16 protein-coding genes are annotated in these 16,739 nt (G+C 69.0%); 8 read left to right on the forward strand and 8 right to left on the reverse strand.

The annotated features are described in order from the left end of the window. Positions 1-41: 41 nt before the first annotated feature. From O5O54_RS12695 to O5O54_RS12710, 4 genes are all read right to left on the reverse strand, one after another. Positions 42-1,085: a PTS glucitol/sorbitol transporter subunit IIB gene (locus tag O5O54_RS12695; protein WP_279482156.1), complete on the reverse strand. Its 1,044-nt coding sequence runs from the start codon at positions 1,083-1,085 to the stop codon at positions 42-44. A gap of 23 nt (positions 1,086-1,108) precedes the next feature. Next, complete coding sequence (locus tag O5O54_RS12700) at positions 1,109-1,960, reverse strand: PTS glucitol/sorbitol transporter subunit IIC (RefSeq protein ID WP_407061704.1); 852 nt, start codon at positions 1,958-1,960, stop codon at positions 1,109-1,111. A gap of 73 nt (positions 1,961-2,033) precedes the next feature. Beyond that, positions 2,034-2,465 carry a transcriptional regulator GutM gene (locus O5O54_RS12705; RefSeq protein ID WP_279482157.1) on the reverse strand — a complete coding sequence of 144 codons (432 nt, stop codon included), beginning with the start codon at positions 2,463-2,465 and terminating at the stop codon, positions 2,034-2,036. A 110-nt stretch (positions 2,466-2,575) separates the two neighbouring features. Beyond that, on the reverse strand, positions 2,576-3,547 hold the full coding sequence (locus O5O54_RS12710; protein WP_279482159.1) for a sugar-binding transcriptional regulator: 972 nt from the start codon (positions 3,545-3,547) through the stop codon (positions 2,576-2,578). A gap of 130 nt (positions 3,548-3,677) precedes the next feature. Here O5O54_RS12710 and O5O54_RS12715 point away from each other — a divergent pair, with 130 nt between their 5' ends. Next, complete coding sequence (locus tag O5O54_RS12715; protein WP_279482160.1) at positions 3,678-4,382, forward strand: hypothetical protein; 705 nt, start codon at positions 3,678-3,680, stop codon at positions 4,380-4,382. A 25-nt stretch (positions 4,383-4,407) separates the two neighbouring features. After that, positions 4,408-5,064: a hypothetical protein gene (locus O5O54_RS12720; RefSeq protein ID WP_279482161.1), complete on the forward strand. Its 657-nt coding sequence runs from the start codon at positions 4,408-4,410 to the stop codon at positions 5,062-5,064. Between the two features lie 4 nt (positions 5,065-5,068). Here the strand turns inward: O5O54_RS12720 and O5O54_RS12725 are convergent, their stop codons facing one another. Further along, a complete protein-coding gene (locus O5O54_RS12725; RefSeq protein WP_279482162.1) occupies positions 5,069-5,767 on the reverse strand; it encodes a GntR family transcriptional regulator in 699 nt (232 codons plus the stop codon). 192 nt (positions 5,768-5,959) lie between these two features. Between O5O54_RS12725 and O5O54_RS12730 the strand changes: the two genes are divergently transcribed. From O5O54_RS12730 to O5O54_RS12755, 6 genes are all read left to right on the forward strand, one after another. Continuing rightward, positions 5,960-6,997, forward strand: coding sequence for a 4-hydroxythreonine-4-phosphate dehydrogenase PdxA (locus O5O54_RS12730; protein ID WP_279482163.1), 1,038 nt, complete (start codon positions 5,960-5,962; stop codon positions 6,995-6,997). Positions 6,998-7,055: 58 nt separating this feature from the next. Beyond that, positions 7,056-8,009 carry a sugar phosphate isomerase/epimerase gene (locus O5O54_RS12735; RefSeq protein WP_279482164.1) on the forward strand — a complete coding sequence of 318 codons (954 nt, stop codon included), beginning with the start codon at positions 7,056-7,058 and terminating at the stop codon, positions 8,007-8,009. Then, entirely contained in the window at positions 8,006-9,718 is a 1,713-nt protein-coding gene (locus O5O54_RS12740; RefSeq protein ID WP_279482165.1) for a dihydroxyacetone kinase family protein, read from the forward strand. Before O5O54_RS12735 ends, O5O54_RS12740 begins: the two co-directional genes overlap by 4 nt. A 78-nt stretch (positions 9,719-9,796) precedes the next feature. Continuing rightward, complete coding sequence (locus O5O54_RS12745; RefSeq protein WP_279482166.1) at positions 9,797-10,783, forward strand: tripartite tricarboxylate transporter substrate binding protein; 987 nt, start codon at positions 9,797-9,799, stop codon at positions 10,781-10,783. Between the two features lie 79 nt (positions 10,784-10,862). Beyond that, positions 10,863-11,408: a tripartite tricarboxylate transporter TctB family protein gene (locus tag O5O54_RS12750; protein ID WP_279482167.1), complete on the forward strand. Its 546-nt coding sequence runs from the start codon at positions 10,863-10,865 to the stop codon at positions 11,406-11,408. A 13-nt stretch (positions 11,409-11,421) separates the two neighbouring features. Further along, positions 11,422-12,924: a tripartite tricarboxylate transporter permease gene (locus tag O5O54_RS12755; protein WP_279482168.1), complete on the forward strand. Its 1,503-nt coding sequence runs from the start codon at positions 11,422-11,424 to the stop codon at positions 12,922-12,924. Between the two features lie 60 nt (positions 12,925-12,984). Here O5O54_RS12755 and O5O54_RS12760 read toward each other — a convergent pair whose 3' ends face one another. The 3 genes from O5O54_RS12760 to oppB are packed head-to-tail and all read right to left on the reverse strand — an operon-like array spanning position 12,985 to position 16,692. Beyond that, a complete protein-coding gene (locus O5O54_RS12760) occupies positions 12,985-14,607 on the reverse strand; it encodes an ABC transporter ATP-binding protein (RefSeq protein ID WP_279482169.1) in 1,623 nt (540 codons plus the stop codon). A 2-nt stretch (positions 14,608-14,609) separates the two neighbouring features. Continuing rightward, positions 14,610-15,776, reverse strand: a complete 1,167-nt coding sequence (locus O5O54_RS12765; protein ID WP_279482170.1) for an ABC transporter permease subunit — start codon at positions 15,774-15,776, stop codon at positions 14,610-14,612. After that, on the reverse strand, positions 15,769-16,692 hold the full coding sequence (gene oppB, locus O5O54_RS12770; protein ID WP_279482171.1) for an oligopeptide ABC transporter permease OppB: 924 nt from the start codon (positions 16,690-16,692) through the stop codon (positions 15,769-15,771). The genes O5O54_RS12765 and oppB overlap by 8 nt, the downstream gene beginning before the upstream one ends. Positions 16,693-16,739: the final 47 nt, after the last annotated feature.

Genomic DNA, 16,739 nt, shown 5'->3' on the forward strand with positions numbered 1-16,739 from the left:
CTGGAAAGGGGCCGGGCGGGCGGGCCGCCCGGCCGGAGCGATCAGAGGAGGAAGCTCGCGCCCCAGGCGATCAGCACAGCGATCGGACCGGTGATCTGGCGGCTGATCAGGACGGCCGGCACTCCGATCTCGATCGTCTTGGGCTTCGCCTCGCCGAGCGCGAGGCCGACGGGCACGAAGTCGCAGCCGACCTGTGCGTTGTAGGCGAACAGCGCCGGCAGGGCCATCGCCGGGGCGATGGTGCCGTTGGCGATCTGCGGGCCGATGATCGCGACGCCGATGACCTGCGCGATGACGGCGCCCGGTCCGAGGATCGGCGACAGGAAGGGCAGGGCGCAGATGGCCGACAGGACCACGAGGCCGAGGATGTTGTTGGCGAGCGGCCCGAGCGGCGCGGCGAGGAGATCGCCGATGCCGGTGTAGAGGATGATGCCGATCAGCATGGTCACGAAGGCCATGAACGGCAGGACGTTGCGCACCACCATGTCGATCGTGCGCCGGCCGGCATTGAAGAAGATGCCGACCGCCCGGCCCATGACGCGGCCGACGGAGGTGATCGCGCCGATCAGCCCGCCCTGGTTGGAGGCCGGCATCGCGCCGCCGAGGGCTGCCGTCGCTTCGGCAGGCGAGGCGAACGAGCGCGGCGCGGCGGTCGGCTGGCCCATGGCGGCGGGCGAGGCGGTCTGCTGGCCGGCCGGGGCGGCGGAACCGTCGGCGGGCGCCATGTCGTCCGGCGTCACGCCGGAGACGTAGATGTCCTCGGTGATGAACTGGGCGAGCGGACCCGACTGGCCGACCGGCATGATGTTGATGGTGGGAATGCGCTTGCGGGCATAGACGCCGCAGCGGGCGGTGCCGCCGCAGTCGATCACGACGGCGGCCATCTCCGATTCCAGCGGCGGGTTGCGGAAGCCGTCGACGACGGTCGCGCCGGTCAGCTCGGCGAGGCGCTGGGCGACGGGCGGGATGCCGCCGCCGGTCACCGCCACGATCTTGTCGCGTTCGGGCGTCGGCTGGATCACCAGCGGGCCGCCCCAGCCGCCCTTGCCCTGCGAGACGCGAATGGCCTTGAAGGTCTTGTTCATCGGTCGATCTCCCCCCAAAGGCCTTAGAGCGTCACGCCTTCGCGCGCGGCGAGGAAGCGCGTGACGCGCTCGGTGACGATGCCGCGCAGGAGGATCACCACCACGCCGACGAGGAAGTAGTAGATCGCGAGATTGATGTGGTAGCCGGCCGGGATGACGCCCCGGTTTTCGAGTTCCAGAAGCGCCACCAGCACGCCGCCCCACACGAAGTACTCGCCGGCATTGGCGTGCGGGAAGAGGCCGAGGATCGGGTGGCAGAAGGAGACGGCCGAATCGTAGAAGGCCGGCTTGTGCTTCTCCTCCAGGAAGGTCCCGAAGGTATAAGCCATCGGGTTGGTGAGGAAGAACATGGAAAGCACGGGCAGCACGGTGTAGCGCGTCAGGGCGATGCGGCCTGCCTTCTGGGCGAGCCCGTGGACGCGCTCCTCACCGATCATGCCGGTGAGGGCGTAGAAGGCGGTCATCAGCACGACCAGCGTCGGGATGATGCCGGTGACGAAGCCGAGAAAGACCTCGCCGCCCTTCTGGAAGACGCCGATGAAGTGGCGGCCGATCGTCGCCAGCCAGCCGAGCTGCTCTTCCTGGTTGCCGGACGCGGAGAGCTGCTGCACGCGCCGGGCGTATTCGTCGGCCGAGATCGCACCACCGCCCGAGGCCGGAGCGGTGGCGGCCGCCGTGCCGGCGGCGCCCGGATCGGTCGCCTGGGCCAGAAGGGACGCGCCCGCGTGGGCCGCGTCCGCGGCACCCCCGCCGTGATGGGCGGCGAGATCGGCCAGCGGGGCGACCAGCGCCGTGTCGCCCAGGGTCTGGGCGTGGACGGCGCCGTGCGCGGCGAGGTCCGCCGCTCCTTGCGCCAGCATCATCATCGTCAGCATGCTCGGCCCTCCCAGCCGTGCCCGAACGGGCGTTGCGACGTTTCGGTTGTCTGGAAAATCGAAGGCCCGCCGATCAGGCGGGCAGGGCGCCGCCGAGGCCAGGCTCCTCATTCAGAGTCTGGCGCGAGCGGACCTGCGCCACCTGGTCGAGGGCGCTGAGGATCGCTGCAGCGAGCGGCTCGCGCCGCCGCCCTTCCGCATCGCTGCGGACGTCGGAGGCCGAGCGGCCCTCGAGCTCCTCGAGGCGCCGCGCCTTGGCGAAGACGGTACGGCCCTGCAGGCTGGTCGCCCGTCGCACCGTGCCGTCGGGCGCCACCACGATCATCGCGATCGCCGCGCCCTTGAGCGCGCCGCCGCCCTTTCCGACACCCAACCAGCCGTCATCGGACGAGTTGCTGAGGTCGCGAAACGCGTCGCGGTAGCGGCGTACCTGGATCACGGTGCCGACGCATTGGAGCGCCCATGCCAGCGCCAGAAGCGCCAGCGCGACCTGCCATCCCGTCATTTCATCCTCCTCCGGAACGCTGGCCTCCCGGTTCCGTCGAGGCAAATGAACATTTGACTTGTATCGTGTCAATATGTTCCAAAAATTCGATCCACAGCGGCCGAGTGCGGTCAGTCGAGAAGGCGGCGAGCGGTGGTTTCGTCCGTGACGAGAACCGTGGGTCTCAGGAAGGCGAGCGTGGCGCGCAGGATGTCGATCTTATCCGGTCCGCCCGAGGCGAGGATACGCTCGGGCGCACGCCGAATCGCCCCCATGTCCGCCGACACGATCCGCTCGTTGATCGGATGCTCCACCAGGGCGCCGTCGCGGTCCAGAAAATGAAACAGGAGGTCCCCCACTGCCCCGGCCTTTTCGAGGGAGCGGCGGTCGGTTTCGGCGATGTAGCCGGTGCGAAAGGTCGTGGCGTTGCGCGCGATGCCGCCGACGCTCAACACCACGAGGTCGAGCTTGGCAGCCATGTCGAGGGTGGAGCGCAGGCCGCAGCGATCCACCAGGGCGGTCTTGGTCTCGAGACTGTCGACGATGGCCGGCGCGCTGAGAAGGAACGCGTCGCCGTTGAAGATCTGGGCGAAGCGCCAGACGAACTCGGCAGGGTTGAAGCGATGGGCCTGGCTGATGCCGCCGAGCAGCGAGACGACCCGCATGTCCTCCAGCGCTCGCGGCTCGATAAAGGGCAGGGAGTCCAGAAGCGTGCGCCCCCAGCCGAGGCCGACCGACATGCCGCTGCCGACCGCATCGGACAGGACCGCGCCGATGGCCGCGCTGATGGCGGGCGAGGGATCCTCGCTGAGGCCCGGCGCGGGCGCGACCACGGCGCTCCGCAGCCCGAAGCGCGCCTCGAGCGCGCGCTCCGTCGCCGTCAGTTCCGCCAGCGCGCCGGACAGGGACACGCGCACCTCGCCGCGGGCGCGCGCTTCGGCGAGAAGCCGCACCACGCTGACGCGGCCGATGTCGAGCGCGGCGGCGATGTCGCTCTGCGTCATCTCCTCGACATAGTACATCCAGGCGGCGCGAACCCGCATCCGGTCGGCCCTCGTGCCCGAGGCCGGCGCCTCGGCGCCGTTCTTGGACCGCCCCTTCATCGCCCGCCCCGTTTCGCGTCGGCCGGAACACGATCTCGCGCGTTGCCGTCACACTCGCGCGCAATGCCTGCAAAACGTCTCATGCTTCAGCCGATCGTATGATACTCGTTGCGACAACGTGGAGAGACCCATGCTGCCTCATCCCCATAATCTGACGTTGCCCCTGCGGGAAGGGATCCGCGATCTTCGCACGGCGATTCGCCTGGAGGCGGCTTCGGGAACCCTGTCGGCGCGGCTGCTCGGGTCGCCCGAGCCGACCCGGCGACTGGCGCAGGTCGCCGACGGCGTGCTGACGCGGGCGGAGCGGGTGGCCGGACGCGTCCTGCCGCGCGGCTCGGCCGATGCGACACGCGCGCTGGATCGGCTGGCCGCGTCCTTGTGGCCCGGTGCGGCGCCGGTCGAGAGCGCCGACCTCTATGCGCTCTGCCGGACGGTTCTGGCGCTTGGCGGGCCGAACGATGCCGTCGTGTCGGAACTGCGCCTCGCGATGGCCGCCGAGACGCTGGCGGTCCCCGGCGGAGACGACGACACCATGTGCCTCGCCGCACGAGCGGCCGGTCGCCTTGCGGCCGTGGGCGCCGTACGTCCGTGCCTGACCAGCGCGTTCGGTCCGGTGGACCCGGAAGAGGGCGCTACCGCCAACGACTGCATGGCGCTGACCGTCTGGCTGGCGGTGCTGGTGCGGCGCGACAGCGGGGCGCCGGGCGAGCTCGCGCTCCTGGCGGCGCAGCGGGTGGTGGAGGCGGAAGGCGCGGACTGGCGCGCGATGCTGCGCGACGGGCGCTTCGCCGACCTGGCCGCTGCCTGGCGCGCGACCGTCCCCTATCTTCCCTGAGCCATCACCGGAAAGGTCGGCCCTCGTGAACGAACCCGTCCTGACGTTAAGCTTCGATGCGCCCACCTCCGGCGGTCGCCAGGAACTGCGGCGCTCGATCCGGCGGCTGGGCGACTTCTCGCGCACGGTGGACACGGCGCTCGGCCAGTTCAACACGCGCTACGGCGTGAACCTCGCGCTGACGCGGCGAAGCCTTACCCGCGCCTTCCTGGAATGGGTGCGCCGGTTCGACGCCGAGCGGGTTCTGGCTGGTCGCGACCGCCGAGACTTCAGCCACTTCGCGGCCGGCATCCTTCTCGCGAGTCTGATCCGCAACCGGCCGGTGACCGCTAGCGAAGGTCCGTCCGCCGCGCGAGGCCTGGTGCGGCCGGAGGAGGCGCTGGTCGCCTTCTGGCCGGAGGGCGTGTTCTATTTCGAGTTCTGCATCACGGTTCTCGACAAGGTTCTCGCCGAACAGGACCTCGAAGGGATCCATCTGTCGGCGGAGGCGCTGGAGCTGCGGTCCTGGGCTTCGTTCCGCGAGAACGTTGCCAGCGACCCTGACCTTGCGATCCCGTTCCTCGACCTGTTCCTCGGCGGTGACCCGAACTGGGACTTCCCGAAGGCGGCCCGCTTCCGCTCGGCGCTGAAGGGCCGGATGCTGGACTGGGACAAGCGGTTGGAGAAGCCCGGGAGGGGCTGAGGCGTCAGATCATCGCCGCCACGCGATCCCAGGCGCGTGACAGGTGGCGGGCGAGGATCTCGGCCAGCGCTTCGCCGTCCCGCTTCTCCAGGGCCGCAATCATCTCCTCGTGCTCGGCCACGGCCGCCGCCCATTTCTCCGGACCCTCGTGGCCGATGAAGCGCACGCGCTTCAGCCGCATCTGCAGCCCGGCATGGACATGGGCCAGTGCCGCGTTGCCCGACAGCTCGACGATCCGCGTGTGGATCTCCTGGTTCAGCTTGTAATAGGCGAGGCGGTCGCGCGCCTGATAGCGTTCGACCATCGCATCGTGGGCGCGCCGGACGGCCGCGATCCCCGCGTCGCTTCCCGCCTCGCAGGCGAGGCGCCCGGCCAGGTGCTCCAGCTCCCGGATCACGACCAGCATGTCGTGGACATCCTTGCGGTCGAAGCGCCGCACCACCGCGCCGCGGCTCGGCACCAGCTCCACCAGCCCTTCGCTTGCCAGATACTTGATCGCCTCGCGCAGAGGCGTGCGCGACACGCCGAGCGCTTCGCCGAGCTGTCCCTCATGCAGGCGGGTGCCGGGCTCCAGTGCGCCCTCGATGATCATGTCGCGCAGGCGGTTGACGATCGTGTCGTGCAGCGACGTGCGCGAGATGCGGCCGAGATCCGGGGCGCCCGCAAGATCGATCGGGCGCGGCACCGACACACTATCGCTCATCGATCCCTCCCGGTGGCGTGACGCATTCGATGGCCGCAGCGGCAGGGCCGGCGGCGTCTCGCTCACAGACATCATAAAGGCGGCAATGCGTCAAACGCGAATGCTGTATGCAGAATACAAAATGAAAAAGGCTTGATGCGTGTGTGCGGATGCGCTAGCCCTGTCGCCAAGCTTCATTCGGGAGAATTGGGAATGGCTTCTGCGACCAACGGCACTGAGCGTCCGATCGTGGCCCTCGCCATGGGCGACCCTGCCGGCATCAGCCCGGAACTGACCGCCATGCTTCTGGCCGATCCGGAGACGATCGAGCGCGCCCGCGTCGTGGTGTTCGGCGACCGTCGCATTCTCGACCGTGGCGCCCAGGAGGCCGGCGTCACCCTCGATCTCGGCGAGGCTGCCAATGTCGCATCGATCGGCGACGGGTCCCGTCCCGTGATGATCGATCTCAAGAACCTCGCGGTCGAGGACGTGCGCCGGGGCGAGGCGACGCTGGAGGGCGGCACCTTCGCCACCACCAACTTCCGTCGGGCGCTCGAAATGGCCCATGCCGGCCAGGCCGACGCCGTGATCTTCACGCCCTTCAACAAGCAGGCGATGCGCCACGCCTATCCCGGCTACGACGACGAGATCCGCTTCGTGGTCGACGTCACCGGCTTCAAGGGCAAGGTCCGCGAGTTCAACGTTCTGGAGAAGGTCTGGAACGCGCGCGTCACCTCGCACATCCCGCTGAAGGAGGTCTCCGACCACCTCTCGGTCGAGGCGATCCTGGCCGAGGTGAAGCTGACCCACGACTGCCTCAAGCAGTCGGGCATCGAGCGGCCTCGCATCGCGATCAACGGTCTCAACCCGCATGCCGGTGACGGCGGCGCCTTCGGCATGGAGGAGATCGAGATCATCGAGCCCGCCGTGCGCGCCGCCAAGGAGGCGGGCTACGAGGTGGACGGGCCGTTCCCCGCCGACACGGTCTTCCTGCGCGCCTTCAAGGAAGGCTGGCACGCGGTGCTGACCATGTATCACGACCAGGGGCAGATCGCGATGAAGCTGATCGGCTTCGACAAGGGCGTCACTATGATGGGCGGCCTGCCGTTCCCGCTCTGCACGCCGGCCCATGGCACGGCCTACGACATTGCCGGAAAGGGCAAGGCCGATCTCGGCGCGACGCGCGAGGCCTTCCGCCTGGCCGTGCGCATGGCCAACCAGCGCCGCACGCTGGCCGCGGCCGCCGAATAAGGGGCGGCGGCCCAGCCGCCCGCCATCCAGCGTCCGCATGCGTCAGGGAGGATTGCGCATGTCCTTGAGCGCCGAGCGAAAGCTCGACCGAACCAACTGGCCGATCGCGGCCGCGATGATCCAGTATCCCGGCCTCCTGCCGGACGGCCGGTCCACGCAGGACCAGTCGGCCGAGGAATGGTCGGCGACGCTGGCCGACGTCGCGGATGCGGGCTTCACCGAACTCGATCCGACCGACGGCTGGCTGCGGATCGCCGACCTCGAGCCCTCCCGGCTGGACGAGTTCCTGGGCGTCGTCGCCAGCCACGGGCTCACGATTCCCGCGATCTCGACGGCCCGCAAGAACCTGGTCGACCCGGCTTTGGGCGAGGCGCATGTCGCCTATGGTCACCGCGTGCTCGACACGGCTGCCAAGGTCGGCGCGAGTGCGGTCTCCTTCGGCTTCTTCGGGCCGCTGACGGACGCACAGAGACAAGCGCTCTGGTTCTGGACCGTCCAGGGCGATCGCAACCCAACGGATGCGGAAACCTGGACACTCGCCGTGACGCGCCTGCGCGAACTCGGCCGCCACGCCGCCGATCTCGGCGTCGAGATCTCGCTGGAGATGTACGAGGACACGCTGATCGGCACGGCCGACGGCGCGGTGCGCTTCGTTACCGAAGTCGATCTGCCGAACGTCAAGATCAATGCCGACATCGGCAACCTGATCCGCCTCCACCGGCCGGTCGAGCACTGGCAAGCGATGATGGAGAAGATCGCGCCCTTCGCCGGCTTCTGGCACGTCAAGAACTACACGCGCATCGAGGACGAGACGACGGGCGCGATCATGACCGCACCGGCACCCCTCGAATTCGGCACGATCAATTACCGCACCGCCATCCGCATGGCGCTGGCCCACGGCTTCCGCTCGCCCTTCCTGGTCGAGCACTACGGCGGCGATGGCCTGTCGGTCAGCGCCACCAATCGCGACTATCTTCGCCGCATCCTTCCGCGACCGGAGACCACGGCATGACCCTCATCCACGACGAACCCGAACGCTTCGCTAAGGACGCGTTGGAAGGCTTCTGCGACGTCAACGCCCATCTCGTGCACCATGTGCGCGGCGGCGCTGTGCGGGCGACGCAGACGCCGGCCGGCAAGGTCGCGCTCGTGATCGGCGGCGGCTCCGGCCACTACCCGGCCTTCGGCGGCTATGTCGGCGTCGGCTTGGCCGATGCGACGGTCGCCGGCGACGTCTTCGCCTCGCCTTCCACGGAGTCGGTCGCCCGCATCTGCCGCCAGGCCCATCGCGGTTCCGGCATCGTGCTCGGCTTCGGCAACTATGCCGGCGACGTCCTCAACTTCGGCGCGGCGGCGACGCGGCTGCGGGGCGAGGGGATCGACGTGCGGGTGCTGGCCGTCACCGACGACGTGGCGAGCGCGCCGAAGGAGACGCCGGAACTTCGCCGCGGCGTCGCGGGCGACGTGCCGGTGTTCAAGATCGCCGGCGCGGCGGCGGAAGCCGGCATGAGCCTCGACGAGGTCGAGCGGCTGGCCCGGCATGCCAACGCACGCACGCAGTCCCTCGGCATCGCCTTTTCCGGATGCACCCTGCCGGGCGCCGACGCGCCGCTCTTCACCGTCGAGACGGGCAAGGTCGCCGTCGGCCTCGGCATCCACGGCGAGCCAGGCATCCGCGACGAGAAGGCCGTGTCGGCCAAGGCGCTCGCCGACCTTCTGGTCGATCCGCTGCTGGCCGAGCGCCCGACCCACGCGAACGGGCGCGTGGCCGCGCTCCTCAACGGGCTCGGAGCCACCAAGTACGAGGAGCTCTTCGTCCTCTGGACCCACGTCGCCCGTCGCCTGCGGGGTGCCGGCCTGACTTTGGTGCAGCCCGAGGTCGGCGAGTTCGTCACCAGCCTCGACATGGCCGGCTGCTCGCTCACCATCACCTGGCTCGACGACGAACTGGAGCCGCTCTGGCTGGCGCCCGCGCACGGTGCCGCCTTCCGGCGCGGCACCGTGGAGCCGCGCCCAACCGCGCAGAAGCCCGTCGAGGCGAATGCCGAGGCGCTCTCCTTCGCGCCGGCTTCCGATGCCTCGCGCCAGGATGCAGCCAAGGCCTACGCCATCGTCGAGCGGCTGGCGGCGGTGCTGGCCGAGGCCGAGGACGAGCTCGGCCGTATCGACGCGGTGGCCGGCGACGGCGACCACGGGCAGGGCATGCGCCGCGGTTCGGCGGCCGCCGCCGAAGCCGCGCGCAAGGCGCTGGCCGCCGGTGCCGGGGCGGGCTCGCTCCTCGCCCATGCGGGCGACCGTTGGGCGGACACGGCCGGCGGCACGTCCGGCGCGATCTGGGGCCTGCTCCTGCGCGGCTTCGGCACGGCGCTCGGCGACGAGGCCCCGGTGGAGGCGACCGCCGTCGCCCGCGCCGCCTCGACCGCCCGCGAGGCCGTCACCACGCTCGGCCGCGCCCGTGTCGGCGACAAGACGCTGGTCGATGCGCTGGTGCCCTTTGTCGACACGCTCGACGCCGAGGTGAAGGGCGGGGCGCGTCTGCGCGATGCGTGGAGCCGTGCCGCCGCGGCGGCGACGCGGGCCGCCGACGAGACCGCCAAGCTGACCCCCCGCCTCGGCCGCGCGCGCCCGCTCGCCGCCAAGAGCATCGGCCATCCCGACGCCGGCGCGGTGTCGCTCGCACTTTGCGCGCGGACCGTTGGGGAGGCTCTGAACGCCGGCTAGCCGGTCCGCCTATCGCCCGGACGATGACCGTCAGGGCACTTCCTTTCCTTCAACGATCCGTCTGGGAGGCATGATCCAATGAAGCTCTTCGCAACCACCGCCCTGGTGACCCTCGCTCTCGCCGCGCCCGCCGTGGCGCAGTGGGCTCCGACCAAGCCCGTCGAGTTCATCGCGGCGGGCGGCGCCGGCGGCGGCACCGACCAGTTCGCGCGCCAGATCCAGGCCGCGATCGCCAAGGAGAACCTGTCGCCCACCAACGTCGTGGTGTCGAACAAGGGCGGCGGCTCGGGCGCGGAAGCCTTCATCTACGGGGCCGGCTCGAAGGGCGACGAGCACAAGCTGATCTTCGGCACGTCCAACGAGTGGCAACTGCCGCTGGTGACGCGCCTCGGCTACAAGTCCGAGGACTTGATCCCGGTCGCCACCATGGCCGTCGACGAGTTCGTGGTGTGGGTGCAGGCCGACAGCCCCTACAACACGATCATGGATCTCGTGGAAGCGGGCAAGGCGAACCCCGGCAAGATCCGCTTCGGCGGTTCGCAGTCCAAGGACGTGGACCAGACGCTGGTGCGCCGCATCGAAGCCGCGACATCAGCCAAGTTCCTCTACATCCCCTTCAAGTCGGGCTCGGAAGCCGCCGTCCAGCTCGCCGGCAACCATATCGACGCCAACACCAACAACCCGGCCGAGAACGTCGGCCAATGGCGCGCGGGCCAGGCCAAGCCGCTCTGCGTGATGTCGGACGAGCGCATGGCCGACACGACCAAGGTCACCGAGACGCAGTCGTGGAACGACATCCCGACCTGCCGCGAGCAGGGGCTGCAGGTGGACGCCTACCAGATGCCGCGCACCGTCTTCGCCCCGGCCGACGTGCCGGCCGAGGCGATCGCCTGGTACACCGACCTCCTGAAGAAGGTCTCCGAGACGCCTGAGTTCAAGGCCTATCTCGAGAACACCTCGCAGACCGCCCGCTTCATGACGGGCGAGGACTTCAAGTCCTACATCGCCGCCGACGTCGAGCGCTCTCGCCAGCAGTTCGAAGCCGACGGCTGGCTCGTCAACTAAGGCGAATGCGGGAAACGGGGTGGCCGCCGACCGGCCGCCCCTTCCGCACAACCGTCCTGCAAGGGGAGGAGGACGCGCGATGGTCACCCGTCGTCACATCGAAGTCGCGACCGGGCTTTCGGCCGCCATCCTGGGGTCCGTCACGGCCTATGGAAGCTTGGAGAACGGTATCGGCTGGACCGACTTCGGTCCGGCGGCCGGCTATTTCCCGTTTCGGATCGGGATCATCCTGGTCGTGCTCGGTCTCGTCATCGCCGTGAAGTACGGGCTGACGGGGCGCCGCCGCGCGCCGGCCAATCTCGAGGCGCAGGCGGCCGGCGGCGCCGTCGCCCTTCACGAGCCGACCGGGCTCGACGAGCGGTTCCTGGAGGACGGGGCGCTCGGGCGCATCGCCTCCGTCTTCGTGCCGACAGCCGTCTCGGCCGCGCTGATCCCTTGGCTCGGCGTCTACCTCTCCGGCGCGCTGTTCCTCGTCTTCTCGATGATGACGCTCGGCAAGGTCGGCCTGGTGAAGGCGGTGACGATCTCGGTCGCGACGATGGCCGTATTCTTCGTCACCTTCGAGTTCTGGTTCCAGGTGCCGCTCGCCAAGGGCGTCGTCATGCCGCTGCTCGGCATCTACTGAGGAGACAGCCATCATGGCCGATATCGCCAATCTCATGCACGGCTTCTCCGTCGCCTTCTCCTTCTATCATGTCGCGCTGATCGTCATGGGCGTGCTGCTCGGCATCCTGGTCGGCGTCCTGCCGGGTCTCGGCGCGCCCAACGGCGTGACGCTGCTCCTGCCGCTCACCTTCACCATGGACCCGGTGTCGGCGATCATCCTCCTGTCGTCCATGTACTGGGGCGCGCTGTTCGGCGGATCGACCACCTCGATCCTCTTCAACATTCCCGGCGAGCCGTCGTCCGTGGCCACCACCTTCGACGGCTACCCCATGGCCAAGCAGGGTAGGGCGACCGAAGCCCTGTCGACGGCCTTCTTCTCGTCCGGCGTCGGCGCCTTGACGGGGGTCCTCGTCATCACGCTCCTTGCCGGCTGGATCGCGGAGTTCGCGCTCCGGTTCTCCAGCCCGGAATTCTTCGCGATCTACCTTCTCGCCTTCTGCTCCTTCATCGGGCTCGGCGGCGGCGATCCTTTGAAGGCCGCCGTGTCGCTTCTGGCGGGTCTCGCTTTCGCAACTGTCGGCATGGACACGGTGTCGGGAGAGCTGCGTCTTACCTTCGGCTGGCCGGACCTCCTGCGCGGCATTTCGTTCCTCGTCGCCGTGATCGGCCTCTTCGGCATCGGCGAGCTGCTGCTCACCGTGCAGGAAGAGCTGAAGTTCAAGGGCGTCTCGTCCAAGATCGAGGTGCGCGAAATCTTCAAGGCGCTCGCCCGCCTGCCGCACTACTGGGTGACCTTCGTCCGCTCCGCCGCCGTCGGCGTCTGGATGGGCATCACGCCGGGCGGTCCGACCGCGGCTTCCTTCATGAGCTACGGCCTCGGCCGGCGCTTCGGCAAGTACGGGAAGAACTTCGGCAAGGGCGAGCCGGAGGGCGTGATCGCGCCGGAAGTGGCCGACCATTCGGCCGGCACCTCGGCGCTGCTGCCCATGCTCGCACTCGGCGTGCCGGGCTCGGCGACGGCGGCCGTCATGATGGGCGGCCTGATGATCTGGGGCCTTCAGCCCGGCCCGCTTCTCTTCGTCGAGCAGCCCGACTTCGTCTGGGGCCTGATCGCCTCGATGTACCTCTCCAACATCATCGCCGTGGTGCTCGTGCTCGCCACCGTGCCGCTCTTCGCCTCGATCCTGCGCATCCCCTTCGGCATCATCGGCCCGATCATCATCGTGGTCTGCCTGATCGGCGCCTATACGGTCGCGAACGCCGAGTTCGACGTGATGATGGCGGTGGCCTTCGGCATCGTCGGCTACGTGTTCAAGCGTCTGGACTATCCGATCGCGCCGCTGGTGCTGGCCATGGTGCTCGGCGACAAGGCCGAGGACGCCTTCCGCCAGTCCATGCTCTATTCCGGCGGGTCGCTTTCGATCTTCTGGTCCAACGGGCTCGTCGGCACGCTGATGGCGCTGGCGATCCTGCTCCTCGGCTGGCCGTTGATCTCCAGGGCGATCTCGATGATGAAGCCCGCCCGGGCCGTGTAACCGGGCGGTTGCCGCAGACAAGAAGAAGGGGGCGCCGATGCGGTGCCCCCTTCTTGCATATCAGGCCGCGAGTTCCCGCGGTCGCTTGGCGTCGAAGGCCGCCGCGATCAGGGTGCGGGTATAGTCTTCGCGCGGCGCGGAAAAGATCGTCTCCGTCGCGCCTTCCTCGACCAGCCTGCCGTCCTTCATCACGAGAATATGGTCGGAGATCGCGCGGATCACCGCGAGATCGTGGCTGATGAAGACATAGGACAGGCCGTGCTCGCGCTGCAGCTTGCGCAGGAGTTCGACGATCTGCACCTGCACCGAACGGTCGAGCGCCGATGTCGGCTCGTCCAGAACCACGACTTTGGGCTTCAGGATCATCGCGCGGGCGATGGCGATGCGCTGGCGCTGGCCGCCCGAGAACTCGTGCGGATAGCGGTTGCGCGCTTCCGGCGGCAGGCCGACCTCTTCGAGCGCCGCGGCGGCGCGCCGCGAGCGCTCGGCCGCCGAGAGCGACGGTTCGTGCACGAGCAGGCCTTCGGTGACGATCTCGCCGACGGTGAGGCGGGGGCTCAGCGAGCCGAACGGGTCCTGGAACATCAGCTGCAGCTCGCGCCGCAAGGGCCGCATGCGGCGCCGGTCGTGGCCGGTGATGTCCTGCCCCTCGAAGCGGTAGCGGCCCTCGCTCTTCAGGAGGCGCAGGATGGCGCGCCCCAGCGTCGACTTGCCCGAGCCCGATTCGCCGACGACCCCGATCGTCTGGCCGCTCTTCAGGTCGAGCGAGACGTGATCCACCGCACGGAACGTGTCCGGCCCCTTGGCGAAGAGGCCCTTCGATCCGCGCAGGTCGTAGTCCACCACCACCTCCCTTGCCGAGAGGACGACCGGCGCGGTCTCGGGGACCGGAGCCTTGCCGCCCTGCGGCTCGGCGGCGAGCAGCATCTTCGTATAGTCGTGCTGCGGCGTGGAGAAGATCGTCTCGGTCGCCCCTTCCTCGACCACCTCGCCGCGCCGCATGACGACGACGCGGCCGGCGAAGTGCCGGACGACGCCGAGGTCGTGGGTGATCAGGAGGATCGCCATGCCGAGCCGCTTCTGCAGGTCGGCGAGGAGCCGGAGGATCTGCGCCTGCACGGTGACGTCGAGCGCCGTCGTTGGCTCGTCGGCGATCAGGAGTTCGGGGTCGTTGGCGAGCGCCATCGCGATCATCACCCGCTGGCGCTGGCCGCCCGACAGCTCGTGCGGAAAGCTGTCGATCCGCCGCTCCGGCTCCGGGATGCCGACGAGGCGCAGGAGTTCCAGCACCCGCGTTCGCACCGCCGAGCCGCGCTTGCCCGAATGGTGGCGGATCACCTCGCCGATCTGCCGGCCCACGGGGTAAAGCGGGTCGAGCGAGGTCATCGGCTCCTGAAAGATCATCGAGATCTTCGCGCCGCGATAGCGGTTGAGCTGGCGGGGCGGAAGGCCGAGGATCTCCTCGCCGCGATAGCGCGCCGAGCCGGAGGCGTGGCCGTTGGCGGCGAGAAGGCCCATCACGGCCATCATGGTCTGGCTCTTGCCTGAGCCCGATTCGCCGACGACCGCTAGCGTCTCGCCGGGAGCGACGTCGAAGGACACGCCCTTGACGGCCTGGAGCGTGCCGTCCTCGGTGTCGAAGCCGACCTGAAGGTCGCGGATGGAAAGCACCGTTTCCGTCATGGTCAGCGGTCCCTCGGATCGAAGGCGTCGCGCAAGCCGTCGCCGATGAAGTTGAGGGCGAAGAGCGTCACGCAGAACAGGATGGCCGGAAAGATCAGGAGCCAGGGCGCGGCCTGGATCGACTGCGCCCCGTCCGAGATCAGCGCGCCCCAGCTCGTCAGCGGCGCCTGGACGCCGAGCCCAAGGAAGGACAGGAAGCTTTCGAGCAGGATCACCTTCGGCACCACGATGGTGACGAAGACGACGACCGGGCCGATCGTGTTGGGCACGATGTGGCGCCGGACGATCTGGCGATCGGTGAGGCCCATGGCCTCGGCCGCCGCCACGAACTCGCGCCGCTTGATGGAGAGCGTCTGGCCCCGCACGATGCGCGCCATGTCGAGCCATTCCACGAGGCCGATCGCCACGAAGATCAACACGAAGGAGCGCCCGAAGAAGGCGACCAGCATGATGACCATGAAGACGAAGGGCAGCGAGTAGAGGATCTCGACGAGGCGCATCATCAGGTTGTCGACGCGGCCGCCGACATAGCCCGACACCGCGCCGTAGGTGACGCCGATGACCAGCGACACGAGGCTGGCGAGAACGCCGATCACGAGCGAGATCTGCCCGCCGACCATGGTGCGCACCATCAGGTCGCGCCCGTTGCCGTCCGTGCCGAAGGGGAAATAGGTCTGCCCGACGGTGCCGGAGACGACCAGCTCTCGTCCGTCCTCGCGCGTTTCCGCGACCTCGGCACCGGTGCCGAGTTCGCCGGCCCGATCGAAATAGCGCAGGACACGCGGGTCGATGGGCTCGTCCGAGCGGATGGTCGCGAGGTATCGGCCGTCCTCCACGTCGAAGGCGACGAGGTCGACGCGCGCGCGCTGGGCGACGTTCTCGACCGCGCCTTGCAGGTTCTCCTCGCGCGGCCATGCCTCCAGCGAGGGCGGTACCGACACGTAGGACTGAAACACCTGGTCGTAGCGGTGGTCGGTGAACTGCGGACCGAGGAAGGAGAACAGCGAGACCAGGATCAGGATGACGAAACCGGCCATGGCCGCGCGGTTGCGGCGCAGACGCAGGAGCGCGAGCTGGAAGAGCGAGCGGCCCCGCACATCCTGCACGGCGGCGGGCGCATCGCCCGGAAGCGGGCCGGGATCGGGCGTGGTGGAGGCGAGGTCAGTCATGGCGGATCCTCGGGTCGAGGAAGGCGTAGAGGAGATCGACGAGGAGGTTGAAGCCGATGATGAAGACCGAGATCAGCACCACCGTGCCCATGACCAGCGTGTAGTCGCGATTGAGCGCCCCTTCGACGAAGTAGCGGCCGACGCCCGGGATGGTGAACAGCGTCTCGACCACCGTCGAGCCGGTGAGAAGCGCCGCGCAGCAGGGCGCGAGATAGGTGACGGCCGGCAGCATCGCCCCGCGCATGGCGTGGGTCACGACGACCGAGCGCCAGGGCAGGCCGTAGGCTTTCGCCGTGCGCACATGGTCGGTGCGCATCGCCTCGATCATCGAGCCGCGTGTGAGGCGCGCGAACACGGCGAGTTGGGGAAGCCCCAGCGCGATCACGGGCAGAACGAGGTTGCGGAACGAGCCGTCACCCCAGCCGCCGGCCGGGACGAGCGAGAAGGTGATGGCGAAGATCAGCGTCAGGACCGGGCCGACCACGAAGTTCGGCACGGTGATGCCGACGGTGGCGACGCCCATCACGAGATAGTCCACCCAGCCGTTCTGGCGCAGCGCCGCGACGACGCCGGCGATCGTGCCGCCGATCACGGCGAAGCCGAGCGCCCAGAGGCCGAGCGTCACGGAATAGGGCAGGGCCTGGAGGATCAGTTCGGCGACCGAGTAGTCGCGGTAGATGAAGCTCGGGCCGAAGTCGCCGTGCAGGACGTTGGTGAGATAGGTCCAGTATTGGACGACCAGCGGCTGGTCGAGCTGGTAGGTGGCCATGAGGTTGGCCATGGTGGAGGGCGGCAGTGGGCGTTCCAGGTTGAACGGCCCGCCGGGGGCCATGCGCATCAGGAAGAACGAGATGGTGACGACGATGAACAGCGTCGGCACCGCGCTGAGGAGGCGGCCGAGGACGAAACGGGTCATGGAGGAGGTTCTCTCGAAAGGGGCGGACGGCCCGCAGGCCGCCCGCC

The organism is Aureimonas sp. SK2 (assembly GCF_029813115.1).
In the GTDB taxonomy this organism is placed as follows: domain Bacteria; phylum Pseudomonadota; class Alphaproteobacteria; order Rhizobiales; family Rhizobiaceae; genus Aureimonas.

Coding starts and splice junctions, on each gene's coding strand:
- O5O54_RS12695 (WP_279482156.1), bottom strand. CDS start 1,085: ATGAACAAGACCTTCAAGGCCATTCGCGTCTCGCAGGGCAAGGGCGGC.
- O5O54_RS12700 (WP_407061704.1), bottom strand. CDS start 1,960: ATGCTGACGATGATGATGCTGGCGCAAGGAGCGGCGGACCTCGCCGCG.
- O5O54_RS12705 (WP_279482157.1), bottom strand. CDS start 2,465: ATGACGGGATGGCAGGTCGCGCTGGCGCTTCTGGCGCTGGCATGGGCG.
- O5O54_RS12710 (WP_279482159.1), bottom strand. CDS start 3,547: ATGAAGGGGCGGTCCAAGAACGGCGCCGAGGCGCCGGCCTCGGGCACG.
- O5O54_RS12715 (WP_279482160.1), top strand. CDS start 3,678: ATGCTGCCTCATCCCCATAATCTGACGTTGCCCCTGCGGGAAGGGATC.
- O5O54_RS12725 (WP_279482162.1), bottom strand. CDS start 5,767: ATGAGCGATAGTGTGTCGGTGCCGCGCCCGATCGATCTTGCGGGCGCC.
- O5O54_RS12730 (WP_279482163.1), top strand. CDS start 5,960: ATGGCTTCTGCGACCAACGGCACTGAGCGTCCGATCGTGGCCCTCGCC.
- O5O54_RS12735 (WP_279482164.1), top strand. CDS start 7,056: ATGTCCTTGAGCGCCGAGCGAAAGCTCGACCGAACCAACTGGCCGATC.
- O5O54_RS12740 (WP_279482165.1), top strand. CDS start 8,006: ATGACCCTCATCCACGACGAACCCGAACGCTTCGCTAAGGACGCGTTG.
- O5O54_RS12745 (WP_279482166.1), top strand. CDS start 9,797: ATGAAGCTCTTCGCAACCACCGCCCTGGTGACCCTCGCTCTCGCCGCG.
- O5O54_RS12750 (WP_279482167.1), top strand. CDS start 10,863: ATGGTCACCCGTCGTCACATCGAAGTCGCGACCGGGCTTTCGGCCGCC.
- O5O54_RS12755 (WP_279482168.1), top strand. CDS start 11,422: ATGGCCGATATCGCCAATCTCATGCACGGCTTCTCCGTCGCCTTCTCC.
- O5O54_RS12760 (WP_279482169.1), bottom strand. CDS start 14,607: ATGACGGAAACGGTGCTTTCCATCCGCGACCTTCAGGTCGGCTTCGAC.
- O5O54_RS12765 (WP_279482170.1), bottom strand. CDS start 15,776: ATGACTGACCTCGCCTCCACCACGCCCGATCCCGGCCCGCTTCCGGGC.
- oppB (WP_279482171.1), bottom strand. CDS start 16,692: ATGACCCGTTTCGTCCTCGGCCGCCTCCTCAGCGCGGTGCCGACGCTG.